Consider the following 14,405-nt stretch of genomic DNA (forward strand, 5'->3'; position numbering starts at 1 on the left):
GGCGGCCAGTATGGCATACCACTGGTAAGTAACCAGTCCGATGAAGATCGAGAGCGCTCCCACGCGTCCAACCAGGGTATTGACCTGAGAAGTGGTCTATGCCACTTTCTACCCACTCCCATCGGACCTGACCAATTGGTCACATCCCAGCGAGAGGTGAGTCGTGTCGCGCTCCGCTGCCTTACTCGTCCTGGCGCTCACGTTGTCCGCCTGCGGTTCGTCCGCGGGCGGAAGTGAGAAGCAGGAGATCACCGTGTGGCTCATGAAGGACACGGCCACCGAGGAGTTCGTGTCGAAGTTCGAGAGCGAGTTCGAACGTGATCACGCGAATCTCGACCTGAAGATCCAGATCCAGGAGTGGAACGGCATCACACAGAAGGTGACCAGTGCTCTGGCCAGCACTGATCCGCCGGACGTGATTGAGGTCGGCAACACCCAGGTCGCCCAGTACGTGGCCAGCAAGGGTGTCACGGACCTGTCCTCCAGGAAGGCCGAGCTGCAGGGCGACGACTGGATTCCGGGGCTGAGCGAGCCCGGCGCGGTGGACGGCAAGCAGTTCGGGATCCCGTTCTACGCCGCCAACCGGGTCGTGATCTACCGCACGGATTTGTTCGAAGCGGCCCAGGTCACGCCCCCGAAGACGCGCGAGGAGTGGCTCGCCGCCACCGCCAAGCTCGACCAGGGTGACCAGCAGGGCATCTACCTGCCCGGCCAGAACTGGTACACGCTGTCCGGGTTCGTCTGGGACGAGGGCGGCGACCTGGCGAAGCAGGACGGCGACCGCTGGAAGGGCTCGCTCAACACGCCGGAGGCGTTGGCGGGCATGGACTTCTACCGGCAGCTCCAGGCGCTCGGCGACGGTCCGAAGGACTCCGACGAGGCCAAGCCGCAGCAGACGGACGTCGTGGCGGGCGGCAAGGTCGCGCAGTTCATCGCGGTGCCCGGCGCGGCGAAGCTCGTCACCAAGGCCAACCCGGCGCTGGAGGGCAAGATCGGCTTCTTCCCGATCCCCGGCAAGACGGCGGACAAGCCCGGCGCGGTGTTCACCGGCGGCTCCGACCTCATCGTCCCGCTGGCGTCCTCACGTCAGGACGGCGCGTACGAGGTCGTCAAGGCGCTCGCCGGCGAGAAGTGGCAGGTGGAGCTCGCGAAGGCGATGAACTACGTGCCGAACCGCAAGTCGCTCGCGTCCTCGGTGGCCGGTGATCCCGGCACGGCGGCGATGGCGGCCGGTGCGGCCAACGGGTTCGCCACGCCGAACTCGCCGAACTGGGCGGCGGTCGAGGCCCGCAACCCGATCAAGGAGTTCCAGACCGCGGTCCTCACCGGCGCCGATCCCCGCACGGCGGCGGCGAAGGCCGACGAAGTGATCACCCAAGCCCTCAACTCCGGCAAATGACGCTCCTCGCCGAGAGGCCGGTGCAGGAGACTGCGCCGGCCCCGCCGAAGCGCCGCAAACGACCCGTTCTGCCGTACCTCCTGATCGCGCCCACCCTGCTCACCACCGCGTACCTGCTGGTGTACCCGTTGGTCCGCAACGTGATCATCTCGCTGCAGGAGTTCGGGTTGCCGCAGCTCGTGCGCGGCGACGCGAAGTTCGTCGGTCTCGCGAACTACGTGAAGGTGCTGTCCGACCCCGAGTTCTGGGCCGTGGTCAGGCGGACGCTGTGGTTCACCGCGATCAACGTCGTGCTGATCATGGTGTTGTCCACCCTGGTCGCGCTGCTGCTCGTGCGCCTCGGCAAGTGGCTCAGGTTCCTCGTGATGGGCGGGCTCGTGCTCACCTGGGCGACGCCGATCATCGCGGCGACCACGGTGTTCCAGTGGCTCTTCCAGTCGCGGCTCGGCGTCGTGAACTGGGCGCTGGTCGCGCTGGGGTTCGAGGAGTACCGCGACTACACGTGGTTCGCGGACGGCGAGGCGACGTTCGGCATCCTCGTGACGCTGATCGTCTGGCAGTCGATCCCGTTCGCCGCGCTGTCGCTGTACGCGGCGATGATCACCGTGCCGCAGGAGCTGTACGAGGCCGCGCGGATGGACGGCGCCGGCGCGTGGCGGGTGTTCTCGACCATCACCTTTCCCATGCTGCGTGCCATGTTCGGGCTGATCACGTGCCTGGAGGTGATCTGGGTCGTCAAGGCGTTCGTGCAGATCTGGGTGATCAGCCAGGGCGGTCCGGGCCAGGCCACGACGACGCTGCCGGTCTACGCCTTCCAGGTGGCGCAGTCGCTGCAGCGCTACGACCTCGGCGCGGCCGTGTCGATGCTCATGGTGCTGCTGCTCGTGCTCGCACTGCTGGCGTACTTCCGCCAGCTCTACCGGCAGGAGCGGGAAGCATGATCGGCCGGATCTCGCGCACCACGGCGGCGCTCGTCGTGTTCGTCCTCTCGGTGTTCCCCGTCTACTGGATGGTGCTCACCGCGTTCAAGCCCACCAAGGACATCCAGAGCGCGACGCCGACGTTCCTGCCCGTGCCTATCACGTTCGACCACTTCGGCACGGCGATCGCCGCGAAGGGGTTCTTCTCGTTCTGGCGCAACAGCCTTCTGGTGGCGGGCGGGGCGGTGCTCCTGGCGCTGCTGGTCGCCCTGCTCGCGGCGTTCGCGATCGCCCGGCTGCAGTGGAAGGGCCGCAGGGCGTTCGTGCTGATGGTGTTCGTCGCGCAGATGACGCCGTGGGAGGCGCTGCTCATCCCGATCTACGTGATCGCCAGGGACACCGGCATGCTCGACACGCTCTGGATCCTCACGCTCGTCTACTTCATGATGACGCTGCCGTTCACCATCGTGACGCTGCGCGGGTTCCTCGCCGCCATCCCGGCCGATCTGGAGGAGGCGGCGCTGGTCGACGGCTGCACGCGCGAGCAGGCGTTCCGCAAGATCGTGTTCCCGCTGCTCGCGCCCGGTCTGCTGGCGACCTCGCTGTTCGGGTTCATCACCGCGTGGAACGAGTTCGCCTTCGCCAACGTGCTGATCATCAAGGACCAGGACGACCGCACGCTGCCGGTCTGGCTGTCCTCGTTCAACAACACCTTCGGCACCGACTGGGGAGCCACCATGGCCGCGTCGACGCTGTTCATGCTGCCGGTGCTGCTGATCTTCATCGTGTTGCAGGGCCGGGTCACCACCGGCATCGTCGGAGGGGCGGTGAAAGGGTGATCGTTCCACTCCCGACCAGGATCGTGCGCCGCGGCAAGGGGTTCACGCTGGACGACGGCACGAGTGTGCGCGTCACACCCGGAGCCGAACCCGCGGCGAGACTCCTGCGCACACTCCTCAGACCCGCCACCGGACTCCCGTTGCCGATCGCCGGCCACGGCCAGATCTTCATCGCCCTGGACGCCAAGCTCGTCGGACTCGGCGCGGAGGGCTACGCGCTCACGGTCACCGAACACGGCGTCCTGCTGCGCGCCGGCACACCGAACGGCCTGGCGCACGGCGTGCAGTCCATCCGGCAACTCCTGCCGGCGCAGGCACTCCGGCCGAGCAGGGTGTCCGATGTGGAGTGGACGCTGCCCGGCGTCGACATCCGTGACCTGCCCAGGTTGCCGTGGCGCGGGTTCATGCTCGACGTGGCCAGGCACTTCCAGCCGGTGCACGTGCTGCGCAGGTTCATCGACCTGATGGCGTTCCACAAGCTCAACGTCCTGCACCTGCATCTGACCGACGACCAGGGCTGGCGCATGCCGGTGCCCGCGCACCCGCTGCTGACCTCGATCGGCGGCTGGCGTACCGAGACCAACGGCGACGGCGTCCCGCACGGCGGCACCTACACCCGCACCGAGCTGGAAGGGCTGGTCGCGCACGCGGCCGAACGCGGCATCCGGATCATGCCGGAGATCGAGATGCCCGGCCACGCCCGCGCCGCACTGGCCGCCTATCCCGATCTGGCCGCCTATCCCGATCTGACCGCCTACCCCGACCTCGGCACAGCGCCGGAACCGCTGCCCGTCTGGACCCGTTGGGGCATCAGCGATGCGGCGTTCGGCATGCACGCGATCGGCTTCGTCCGCGACGTGCTGGCCGAGGTGCTGGAGGTGTTCCCCGGCGAGCACGTCCACCTCGGCGGCGACGAGTGCCTGCTGCCGGAGGACGTGCACGGCCGGTTCCTCCGCCAGGCGAGCGAGTACCTGCTCGACCGGGGCCGCGTCCCGGCCGCGTGGGAACCGAGCGGCGACCAACGTTGCGTCCTCATGCCGTGGAAGGACGAAACCCAGGCGGTCAAGGCACTGGACCAGGGCCAGCCCGTCGTGATGGCCCCGCACACCTCCACCTACCTCGACTACCCGCAGTCGGACGGCCCGCACGAACCACCCGGCCAGCCCGGGTTCGTCGTGACGGCCCGCGACGTCTACCACGTGCCGCTGCCCGACGGCGTGCTCGGCGCCCAGTGCCAGCTGTGGACCGAGCACGTCCGCTCCCGTGACCACCTGGAGTACCTGGCATTCCCCCGTCTTGCCGCGCTGGCCGACACCCTCTGGTCCCAGCGCCCCGAGTGGGAGGGCTTCGCCACCCGGATGCGCCTCCACTCGTCCAGGCTCGCCGCCCTGTCCGTCCCTGCCGAAATGAGGAGAGAACGTTGCGAGTACTCCTAGCCGCGTCCTGCGCGGCACTGGCGGTGGCCGCGCTGGCCGTCGCACCGAACGCGTTCGCCGCCGACGCGATCACCGCCCTGTACCGGACCAGCGCGTCCGGCGCGACCACCGACCAGGCCGAACCGTGGTTCAAGCTGGTCAACTCGGGCAGCACCAGCGTGCCGCTGTCCGACGTGAAGATCCGCTACTACTTCAGGAGCGACACCCCGGACGTCGGCTACCGGTTCGCCTGCTCGTGGGCCGTGCGCGGCTGCGGCAACGTGACCGGCCAGTTCGGCACCCTGACCGGCGGCCCGGCCGACCGCTACCTGGAGGTCGGCTTCACCTCCGGTGCGGGCGCGCTGAACCCCGGCGCCGACTCCGGCGACCTGCAACTCCGCTTCTACCGCACCAACTGGGGCCCGATCGCCCAGTCCGACGACTACTCGTTCCGCAACCAGAGCTCCTACTCGGCGTGGAACAACATCACGGTCTACCGCGGCAGCACGTTGCTGTGGGGCACCCCGCCCGGCGGCAGCCCGCCCACCACCACGACGACGACGGCGCCGAACCCCAACGGCCCCAAGCTGTTCGACGACTTCGCCTACACCAACTCGAGCGACTCGCGGATCGGCCAGCGCGGCTGGACCGTCCGCTCGGGCGGTGGCGGGCCCGGTGTCCCCGGTGCCGAATGGGACGCCTCGCGCGTCACGTTCCCGACTGTCGACGGCCAGAAGGTCATGCGCCTCGACTCGTGGAACAACGGTTCCGCGGCGAAGCAGACCGAGATGTTCCACCAGCGGAAGTTCTTCGAGGGCACCTACGCGTCCAGGGTGAAGTTCAGCGACGCGCCGGTGTTCGGCCCGGACGGTGACCACGTCGTGCAGACGTTCTTCACCATCACCCCGCTCGACGCGCCGATGGCCCCGAACTACGGCGAGATCGACTTCGAGTATCTGCCCAACGGCGGCTGGGGCGAGCCGGCCAACATCATGTACGAGACGACCTGGGAGACCTACCAGAACGAACCGTGGGTCGCCGACAACATCCACAACGAACAGCGGCAGAGCTACAGCGGCTGGCACGACCTCGTCTTCCAGGTCGCGAACGGCCGGGTGAAGTACTACATCGACGGCAACCTGGTCGCCGACCACGGCGACAAGTACTACCCCGAGACGCCTATGTCGATCAACTTCAACCTGTGGTTCATCTCTGGCGGCCTGCAGGGCAGCAGTGCCGAGCGGGCCTACCAGCAGGAGGTCGACTACGTGTACTTCGCCAAGGACCAGGTGCTGAGCCCGGCCCAGGTGAGGACGGCGGTGCAGGACTACCGCAACGCGGGCGTCACGCACACCGACAACGTCTGACCGGACGGGCGCCCCGAAGACCTTCGGGGCGCCCGTCGCGTGCGTCGTGGCGAGGGTGGTCAGGTGCCGGTCACGGATTCGCAGCTGACCGTCTCGCCGGGCTTCCCGGTCGCGGACGCGAGCTCCTTCACCCCGTCCAGCAGGATGCGGCACGTCAGCACCTGGCCGGCCTTGGGCGTGGCGGAGACCTGAGCCCTCTCACCGGCGTTGATCACGACCTCGAACGTCCACGGCAGCGGCTTCTCGGTGGTGACGACCTTCGGTGTCTCCTTGCGATAGCGCGTGGCCGACTCCGAGTACGTCACCTCCACGAGCGTCTCGGCGGGCTGCGCCGACACCTCGTAGGTGATGGCCCAGGCCTTGCCGGTCAGCGTCGTCCAGCCGCCGTAGTGGTTCACCAGCAGCACGGTTCCGCCGCCCACCACGGCCAGTACGGCGAGGACGACCACGAGCGTCTTCATAGGACAGACGGTAGTGGTGGGTGCGTGCGCCTGCATCGTTCGGCGGTGTGACTCGCTGGTCATCCCGCAGGACGACTCACTTCAGCAGCAGGCGGACCGTGAGTTCGAGGCGGTTCGCGACGTCCGTGGCCGTGGCACGGCGCGTGACCCACGCGACCAGGTTCGACAGCCACACGTCGCCGATGACGCGGGCGATGGCCTTCTGCTCGTCCGTCGGCGCGTCGTCGCTCATCGCCTTCGTGAACATGCTCTCCATGAGCAGCGAGACCCGGTCGATCTCGGCGCCCGCGGAGGCGTCGGCGAAGGTGAACGCGCGCGTCATCGCCTCGGTGAGGTGCGGGTTGCGCTGCAGGCCCCTGGTGATGCGGCCGAGCACGAACAGCACGCGCTCGTACGGCGAATCGCCGGGAACGGTGGTGCGGTCCATCTTCTCCTGCGCGCGCTCCAGCTCCACGGCGAGGCTCGACACGAGCAGGTGGACCTTTGAGGGGAAGTAGCGGTACAACGTGCCCAGCGCGACGTCCGCCCGGTCGGCCACCGCGCGCATCTGGACGGCGTCGAACCCGCCCTTGGACGCCAGCGCGATGGTCGCGTCGACGATCCGCTTGCGACGCTCGCGCTGGGCGGCCGAGCTGAGCTCGTCGCCCGCCATGAGCGCGTCCGTGCGCGACTTCGAAGGTGACACGGAGATGATCCTCCTGGAACGTGTTGCAGCTGCCTTCGCATCATACTCGATCGGTTTGGCAGCCATGATCTGTTGCCGGAAATAGAACACGTTCTATAAACTTCTTCACGTACTGGAGGAGGCCGCATGCCGATCGCCACGACCGGGGAACAACGCGCCCTGCGCGACAGCGTGGACGCCGCCAGGGGTGAGTGGGCCGATCTCGTCAAGGTCGGATTCTTCGAGGTGACGAGGGAGGGCGGCACGGTCGCCGATCTCGCGGTGATGCTGGAGCGGGCGGCCGAGAACCTCGTGCCGGGACCGTTGCTGCCCACCGCACTCGTGTCGGTGCTGTGCCCGGATTTCGAGGGTGTCGCCGGGTTCGGGTTCTCGTCCCGGCACGTGGTCGGTGCGGCCGAAGCGACGCATCTGTTGCTCAAAACGGACAACTGGATGCTCGTGCCGGCCGGGCAGGTGACCGTCACCCCGCTGGAAGCCGTGGACCACTCACGTTCGCTCGGGTCGGTGGTGGTCGGCGAACCGGGCGAGGCGGTGGCCGACCCGACCGATCTCGCGGTGACGCTGATGGCCGCCGAGGCGAGCGGAGTCGCCGCGTGGTGCCTGAACACCGCTGTGGAGTACGCGAAACAGCGGCAGCAGTTCGGGCGAATCATCGGGTCGTTCCAGGCCGTGAAGCACCTCTGCGTGGAGATGCTGTGCCGCGCGGAGCAGGCCTCGTCGGTCGCCTGGGACGCCGCCCGGTCGGTCGGTGACGACGAGCATCCGCTGGCGGCCGCGGTGGCGGGTGCCGTCGCGTTCGACGCGGCGGTCCGCAACGCCAAGGACTGCATCCAGGTGCTCGGCGGCATCGGCTTCACCTGGGAGCACGACGCGCACCGCTACCTGCGCCGGGCGTTGGCGCTGCAGCAACTCGCGGGCGGCGTCGCGCGGTGGCGGCGGCGAGTCGCCGAGCTGGCGCTGGCCGGTGCGCGTCGATCGCTCGCCGTCCAGGTCGAGTCCGATCCGGACGTGCGTGCGTTCGCGGAGGAGATCGCCGGACTGGACCCCGCCGTTCAACGGGAACGGCTGGCGAGCAGCGGGTTCCTGGTGCCGCACTGGCCCAAGCCGTACGGGCAGGACGCCGGCCAGGCACGGCAGCTGGTGATCGACAGCGAGTTCGCCCGCGCCGGGGTGCGCAGGCCGGACCTGATCATCGGCGGCTGGGCGGGGCCGACGATCCTCCGGCACGGAACCGCCGAGCAGCAGGAACGGTTCGTGCCACCGACGTTGAGCGGCGAGCTGACCTGGTGCCAGCTGTTCAGCGAACCCGAGGCCGGTTCGGACCTGGCGTCGTTGCGCACCAAGGCTCTCCAGGTCGACGGCGGCTGGAAGCTCACCGGGCAGAAGGTCTGGACGTCACTCGCGCACCAGGCCGACTGGGCGATCTGCCTGGCCCGCACGGACTCCAGCGTGCCGAAGCACAAGGGCATCACGTACTTCCTGGTCGACATGCGCTCCGCGGGCGTCGACGTGCGGCCGTTGCGGGAGATCACCGGCGACGCGCGGTTCAACGAGGTCTTCCTGGACGACGTGTTCGTGCCGGACGACTGCGTGGTCGGCGCGGTGAACGACGGCTGGCGCCTGGCCCGCACGACCCTCGCGAACGAACGCGTAGCCATGGGCTCGTCGCTCGGCGAACCCCTCGAGAACGTCCTGAAGTCCCCGGCCGCTCCTGACCACGCGGAACGGCTGGGCGCCCTGGTGGCGCAGGGTCTCGCGGTGTCGGTGCTGGACCTGCGGGCGAGCCTGCGGGTGCTGAGCGGGCAGGAGCCGGGCGCGGAGTCCAGCGTGCGCAAGCTCGTCGGCGTGCGGCAACGGCAGGACGTGGCCGAGTTCGCGGTCGAGCTGCTCGGGCCGGACGGCGCCACGGACAACGAGCTGATGTACGAGTTCCTGCTTTCGAGGTGTTTGAGCATCGCGGGCGGAACGACTCAAGTCCTGATGAACCTGGCAGGCGAGCGGATTCTCGGTCTACCGAGGGAGCTTTGATGGATTTCAAGCTCGACGAGACCCAGCGCGAGATCGCCACCCTGGCGGCCGACGTGCTGGGCAGGGAGAGCGCCACCCCCTGGAAGGCGTTGGGAGAGGCGGGGTTGCTGGCCCTGGCCGTGCCGGAACGCCTTGGCGGTGACGGGTTCGGCGTGCTGGAGACGGCCGTGCTGCTCACCGAGGTCGGCCGGCGGGCAGCCGACGTCCCGGCGCTGGCCACGCTCGCGCTGGGCGTGCTGCCGATCGTGCGGTACGGAACGCCGGAGCAGCAGGACGCGTTGCTGTCGTTGGTGACCGAACAGCACGGGGTACTGACGGCGGCACTGAGCGAGCCGTCGCGACCCCTGCCGGCAGAACCTGCCACCACAGCAGGTCCGGACGGCATCTTCGGCGTGAAGATCAACGTGCCGTACGCGGCCGAGGCTTCCAGGATCCTCGTCAGCACGAACAACGGCGTCTTCGTCGTCGACCCGGCACAGCCCGGCGTGTCCACATCGGACGGAACCGTGCTGCTCGAAGGCGCCCGCGGTGACCTGCTGGAAGGCGCGGCGGAAGGCATCCGCCGGTTCGCGCTGGCCGGCGCCTGCGCGGTGGCGGACGGCGTCCTGGCCGGAGCCCTCGACCTCACCGTGCAGCACGTCGGCACCCGCCACCAGTTCGGCAAACCGCTGGCCACCTTCCAGGCCGCCGCGTTGCTGGTCGCGGACGTCTACATCGCCTCGCGCACCCTGCACCTGGCCGCGCTGACCGCCGCGTGGAGGCTCGACGACAACGACCTGGACACGGCTGCCTACTGGCTCGCGGCGGAAACCCTGCCGGCCGTGCACACCTGTCACCACCTGCACGGCGGCCTCGGGCTCGACATCACCTACCCGATGCACCGCTACTACGGCATGGCCAAGGAGCTGACGCGGTTCGTCGGCGGAGTGGAGCACCGCTTGGGAGCCATCGATGTTCATTGACCTCACCGCGGAGCAACGCAGGCTGCGCGACGAGCTCCGTGAGTACTTCGCGACCGTCATGTCCGCCGCCGAACGCGAGGCGATGCTCACCGAACGGCACGGCGCCACCTACCGCGAACTCGTGCGCCGGCTGGGCCGCGACGGCAGGCTCGGCGTCGGCTGGCCGAAGGAGTACGGCGGCCTGGGGTTCGGGCCGGTCGAGCAGCAGATCTTCGTCAACGAGGCCGCCCGCGCGGACGTCCCCCTGCCGTACGTGACGCTGCAGACCGTCGGCCCGACGCTGCAGACGTACGGAACGCAGGAGCAGAAGGACTTCTTCCTGCCGAAGATCCTCAGCGGCGACCTCCACTTCGCCATCGGCTACACCGAACCCGACGCGGGCACGGACCTGGCCGCGTTGCGCACCAAGGCCGTCCGCGAGGGCGACCACTACGTCGTCAACGGGCAGAAGACGTTCACGACCGGTGGTCACGACGCGGACTACGTGTGGCTGGCGTGCCGCACCGGAGCGCCGGACTCGCGGCACAAGGGCGTCACGATCCTGATCGTCGACACCACCGACCCCGGCTACTCCTGGACGCCGATCATCACCTGCGACGGCGCGCACCACGTCAACGCCACCTACTACAACGACGTCCGCGTGCCCGAAGCCCGCCGGGTCGGCGAGGAGGACAAGGGCTGGCGGCTGATCACCACCCAGCTCAACCACGAACGCGTGATGCTCGGCCCGTCCGGCCGGCTCGGCGCGCTGGTCGAGCGGGTCCACGACTGGGCGTCCGAACGCGGGCTCCTCGACGAACCGGACGTGCGGCGGGCGTTGGCCGAGGCACGGGCGGTCCACCGCGTGAACGAGCTGCTGAACTGGCAGGTCGCCAGCGGCGAGGTCGAGGTCGCGGACGCCAGCGCCACCAAGGTGTTCGCGGCCGACCGGACCCAGCACATCGGCCGGTTGCTGGAAGAGCTGGTCGGACGGCACGGCGCTCCGACCGAACTGACGAAGTGGCTGGACGTCCAGGCACGGCGCAACCTCGTGCTGACGTTCGGCGGGGGAGTGCAGGAGATCCAGCGCGAGCTGATCGCCAACATCGGACTCGGTCTGCCGCGGGTGGTGCGATGATCGACATCGAGAAGGAGGCCGCCCGCATCGCCGAACAGGGCGAAAGCGCACCGCGCCTGGCGCGTGACCCGGTCAACCAGCCGATGATCAACAACTGGCTGGAGGCCATCGGCGACGAACACCCCGGCTACACCGAGGTCGCGCCGCCCGCGATGGTCCAGGTGTGGACGATGGCCGGGCTGCACGGCCAACGCACCCTCGACGACCCGCTCGGCGCGATGATGACCATCCTCGACGAGGCCGGCTACACGTCGGTCGTCGCCACCAACAGCGACCAGACCTATCACCGGTACCTCAAGGTCGGCGAGCACCTCTCGGTGACGACGAGCCTGGAGGACGTGACGGGGCCGAAGAAGACAGGGCTGGGCGAAGGCTGGTTCGTGACGACCCGCAGCACCTGGTGGGTCGGGGACGAGGCCGTGGCCGAGATGCGGTTCCGGGTGCTGAAGTTCAAGCCCGCGCGCAAACCCGAACCGAAGCCGGAAACTCCGAGGGCGCAGGCGATCCGGCCGTCCGTCAACCGCGACACCGAGTACTTCTGGGAAGGCACCCGGCTGGGCGAGCTGCGCATCCAGCGGTGCGGCGGCTGCGGCCTGCTGCGTCACCCGCCCGGCCCGATGTGCCCGGAATGCGGTGCCACCAAGCCGAAGTACCTCGTCTCGGAGGGGTACGGCGTGGTCTACAGCTACGTCGTGCACCACCACCCTCAGGTGCCGGGCAGGCAGACCCCGTTCGTCATCGCCCTGGTCGAACTGGACGAGGGCGTGCGGATGCTGGGCGAACTGGACGGCGAGCCCAGCATCGGGCGACGAGTCGAGGTCGTGTTCACCAAGGTCGACGACGAGCTGACGATGCCGAGCTGGAGGCCCCGTGCGGATCGGTGATTCCCTGCCAGAGTGGCACGTCGAGGCCACCCCGACGTTCGTGATCAGCACCGCGCTGGCCACCCGCGACTTCCAGGACGTGCACCACGACCGCGACCTCGCGGTCCAGCGCGGCTCGAAGGACATCTTCATCAACATCCTCACCACCACCGGCCTGGTGCAGCGCTACGTCACGGACTGGGCGGGCCCGGAGGCGTTGGTGCGGCAGGTGAACATCAAGCTCGGCGCCCCCTGCTTCGCCTACGACACGCTGAAGTTCTTCGGCCAGGTCGTCGGACGCGAACAGCAGGACCTGACCATCGAGGTCGTCGGCCGCACCGCGCACGGCGACCACGTCACCGGAACCGTGAAGATCGAGGTGCCCGCGTGAACGCCGCGATCGTCGGGATCGGCGCGACCGACTTCTCCAAGGACTCGGGTCGCAGTGAACTCCAGCTCGCCGCCGAGGCAGTGAGAGCGGCACTACAGGACGCAGGCCTCGAACCGTCCGATGTGGACGGCCTGGTCAGCTTCACCATGGACACCAACGCCGAGATCGCGGTCGCGCGCGAACTCGGCGTTCCGGAGCTGACTTTCTTCAGCCGCGTGCACTACGGCGGCGGGGCGGCGTGCGCGACGGTCCAGCAGGCCGCGATGGCCGTCGAGACCGGCGCGGCGAAGGTCGTCGTCTGCTACCGGGCGTTCAACGAACGCTCCGGGCACCGGTTCGGGCAGGTCCAGAGCGCTGCGGCGGCCAACATCGACAACAGCTGGTCGTACCCGATGGGCCTGGGCACGCCGGCCGCGATGGTCGCCATGTTCGCCCGCCGGTACATGCACGAGTACGGCGCCACGAGCGAGGACTTCGGCCGGATCGCGGTGATCGACCGCAAGCACGCCGCCACGAACCCCCACGCGTGGTTCCACGACCGGCCGATCACCCTGGACGACCACCAGTCGTCGCGCTGGATCGCCGAACCGCTGCGGCTCCTGGACTGCTGTCAGGAAAGCGACGGCGGGGTCGCGCTCGTGGTCACGTCGGCGGAACGCGCCCGCGATTTGCCGAACAAGCCCGCGCACGTCAGGGCGGCGACGCAGGGCAGCAGCGTGGACCAGTTCACGATGACCAGCTACTACCGCGACGACCTGACCCGGCTGCCCGAGATGGGCGTGGTGGCCAGGGGACTGTGGGAGAAATCGGGCATCGGTCCGTCCGATGTGGACGTCGCCGTGCTCTACGACCACTTCACGCCGTTCGTCCTGGTCCAACTCGAGGAGCTGGGCTTCTGCGGACGGGGCGAGGCCAAGGACTTCGTCGCGTCCGGAGCCCTTGAACTGGACGGAACGCTTCCGCTCAACCCGCACGGCGGCCAGCTCGGCGAGGCCTACCTGCACGGCATGAACGGCATCGCCGAGGGCGTGCGCCAGATCCGCGGCACCGCGGTGAACCAGGTCGCCGAGGTCGAGCACGTCCTGGTCACCGCCGGCACCGGCGTCCCGACCAGCGGCCTAGTCCTCGGTCAGGGTTAGCACCGCGTCAGCGAGAACGGGACGGTCCCCGGCCGAAGTCGTCAGCACGAGCCGGGGCCCGTCCCGCCACACCTGCGTCGTCAGCGTCTCGCCGGGGAACACCACGCCCGCGAACTTCGCCCCGAACGACGCCACCTGCTCCGGTCCGTCGAGGACGGCGTCGACCACGGCCCGGCACACCACGCCATACGTGCACAGCCCGTGCAGGATCGGTGCGTCGAACCCGGCTCGCTGTGCGAACTCCGGATCGGCGTGCAACGGGTTGCGGTCACCGCAAAGCCGGTACAGGTAGGCCTGCTGCGGCAAAGTCGGTGTCTCGATCACGAAGTCCGGCTCGCGTTCAGGCACCTCCACCCTGCCCGACGGCCCCCGGTCGCCGCCGAACCCGCCCTCGCCGCGAGCGAAGATGCTGGACCGGGTCGTGTACAGCGCGGTCCCGTCCGGCGCCACGGCCGTCGACTCCTGCACGATGACCGCGGCCTTGCCCTTGTCCCACACGTCCGCGATCCGCGTCCGCAACACCGCTTCGCCCTCGGCGGGGAGAGGAGCGTGCACGGTGATCTCCTGCGTGCCGTGCAGGACCCGGGCCAGGTCGATGTCGACACCGGGGAACGAGACGGCGGGCGGCGCGGTCTCGTGGAAGCGCGGCGCCACCACGCCGAACGTCGGCAGCACCCGCAAGCCCTGCTCGTAGACGTAACGGAGCTCGGTCGCCCCCAGCGCGAGGTGGTAGAGCAGCACGTCGGACTCGGTCCAGGAGAACTTGATCTCGGGCAGCTCCGCCCCGACGGCGACGGAAGGATCGATCGGCATCAGGCG

The 14,405-nt window shown here is 69.0% G+C and carries 14 protein-coding genes; 11 read left to right on the forward strand and 3 right to left on the reverse strand.

The window, feature by feature from the left end; all coding sequences use genetic code 11:
- Positions 1-163: 163 nt before the first annotated feature.
- Genes BLR21_RS02530 through BLR21_RS02550 form a run of 5 tightly spaced genes read left to right on the forward strand, consistent with a single transcriptional unit; the run spans position 164 to position 5,940 of the window.
- Positions 164-1,399, forward strand: coding sequence for an extracellular solute-binding protein (locus BLR21_RS02530; RefSeq protein ID WP_218130717.1), 1,236 nt, complete (start codon positions 164-166; stop codon positions 1,397-1,399).
- Positions 1,396-2,340 carry a carbohydrate ABC transporter permease gene (locus BLR21_RS02535; RefSeq protein ID WP_090003981.1) on the forward strand — a complete coding sequence of 315 codons (945 nt, stop codon included), beginning with the start codon at positions 1,396-1,398 and terminating at the stop codon, positions 2,338-2,340. Before BLR21_RS02530 ends, BLR21_RS02535 begins: the two co-directional genes overlap by 4 nt.
- On the forward strand, positions 2,337-3,158 hold the full coding sequence (locus tag BLR21_RS02540; RefSeq protein WP_090003982.1) for a carbohydrate ABC transporter permease: 822 nt from the start codon (positions 2,337-2,339) through the stop codon (positions 3,156-3,158). Before BLR21_RS02535 ends, BLR21_RS02540 begins: the two co-directional genes overlap by 4 nt.
- Positions 3,155-4,594: a beta-N-acetylhexosaminidase gene (locus tag BLR21_RS02545; protein ID WP_090003983.1), complete on the forward strand. Its 1,440-nt coding sequence runs from the start codon at positions 3,155-3,157 to the stop codon at positions 4,592-4,594. Before BLR21_RS02540 ends, BLR21_RS02545 begins: the two co-directional genes overlap by 4 nt.
- Entirely contained in the window at positions 4,579-5,940 is a 1,362-nt protein-coding gene (locus BLR21_RS02550; protein ID WP_090003984.1) for a cellulose binding domain-containing protein, read from the forward strand. Before BLR21_RS02545 ends, BLR21_RS02550 begins: the two co-directional genes overlap by 16 nt.
- Before the next feature lie 59 nt (positions 5,941-5,999).
- Here the strand turns inward: BLR21_RS02550 and BLR21_RS02555 are convergent, their stop codons facing one another.
- Positions 6,000-6,401, reverse strand: a complete 402-nt coding sequence (locus BLR21_RS02555; RefSeq protein WP_090003985.1) for a hypothetical protein — start codon at positions 6,399-6,401, stop codon at positions 6,000-6,002.
- Positions 6,402-6,477: 76 nt separating this feature from the next.
- A complete protein-coding gene (gene kstR / locus BLR21_RS02560) occupies positions 6,478-7,053 on the reverse strand; it encodes a cholesterol catabolism transcriptional regulator KstR (protein WP_256334470.1) in 576 nt (191 codons plus the stop codon).
- Between the two features lie 159 nt (positions 7,054-7,212).
- Here kstR and BLR21_RS02565 point away from each other — a divergent pair, with 159 nt between their 5' ends.
- The 6 genes from BLR21_RS02565 to BLR21_RS02590 are packed head-to-tail and all read left to right on the forward strand — an operon-like array spanning position 7,213 to position 13,586.
- Positions 7,213-9,114, forward strand: a complete 1,902-nt coding sequence (locus BLR21_RS02565) for an acyl-CoA dehydrogenase family protein (protein ID WP_090003986.1) — start codon at positions 7,213-7,215, stop codon at positions 9,112-9,114.
- Positions 9,114-10,076, forward strand: coding sequence for an acyl-CoA dehydrogenase family protein (locus BLR21_RS02570; protein ID WP_090003987.1), 963 nt, complete (start codon positions 9,114-9,116; stop codon positions 10,074-10,076). The genes BLR21_RS02565 and BLR21_RS02570 overlap by 1 nt, the downstream gene beginning before the upstream one ends.
- Positions 10,066-11,193 carry an acyl-CoA dehydrogenase family protein gene (locus BLR21_RS02575; RefSeq protein ID WP_090003988.1) on the forward strand — a complete coding sequence of 376 codons (1,128 nt, stop codon included), beginning with the start codon at positions 10,066-10,068 and terminating at the stop codon, positions 11,191-11,193. Before BLR21_RS02570 ends, BLR21_RS02575 begins: the two co-directional genes overlap by 11 nt.
- Complete coding sequence (locus BLR21_RS02580; protein ID WP_090004465.1) at positions 11,193-12,077, forward strand: bifunctional MaoC family dehydratase N-terminal/OB-fold nucleic acid binding domain-containing protein; 885 nt, start codon at positions 11,193-11,195, stop codon at positions 12,075-12,077. Before BLR21_RS02575 ends, BLR21_RS02580 begins: the two co-directional genes overlap by 1 nt.
- Entirely contained in the window at positions 12,064-12,447 is a 384-nt protein-coding gene (locus BLR21_RS02585) for a MaoC family dehydratase (protein ID WP_090003989.1), read from the forward strand. Before BLR21_RS02580 ends, BLR21_RS02585 begins: the two co-directional genes overlap by 14 nt.
- On the forward strand, positions 12,444-13,586 hold the full coding sequence (locus tag BLR21_RS02590) for a lipid-transfer protein (RefSeq protein WP_090003990.1): 1,143 nt from the start codon (positions 12,444-12,446) through the stop codon (positions 13,584-13,586). The genes BLR21_RS02585 and BLR21_RS02590 overlap by 4 nt, the downstream gene beginning before the upstream one ends.
- Here the strand turns inward: BLR21_RS02590 and BLR21_RS02595 are convergent.
- Entirely contained in the window at positions 13,566-14,399 is an 834-nt protein-coding gene (locus BLR21_RS02595) for a MaoC/PaaZ C-terminal domain-containing protein (protein WP_090003991.1), read from the reverse strand. The genes BLR21_RS02590 and BLR21_RS02595 overlap by 21 nt on opposite strands.
- Positions 14,400-14,405 lie beyond the last annotated feature (6 nt).

Origin of the sequence: Lentzea albidocapillata subsp. violacea (genome assembly GCF_900100275.1) — a bacterium.
In the GTDB taxonomy this organism is placed as follows: domain Bacteria; phylum Actinomycetota; class Actinomycetes; order Mycobacteriales; family Pseudonocardiaceae; genus Lentzea; species Lentzea violacea.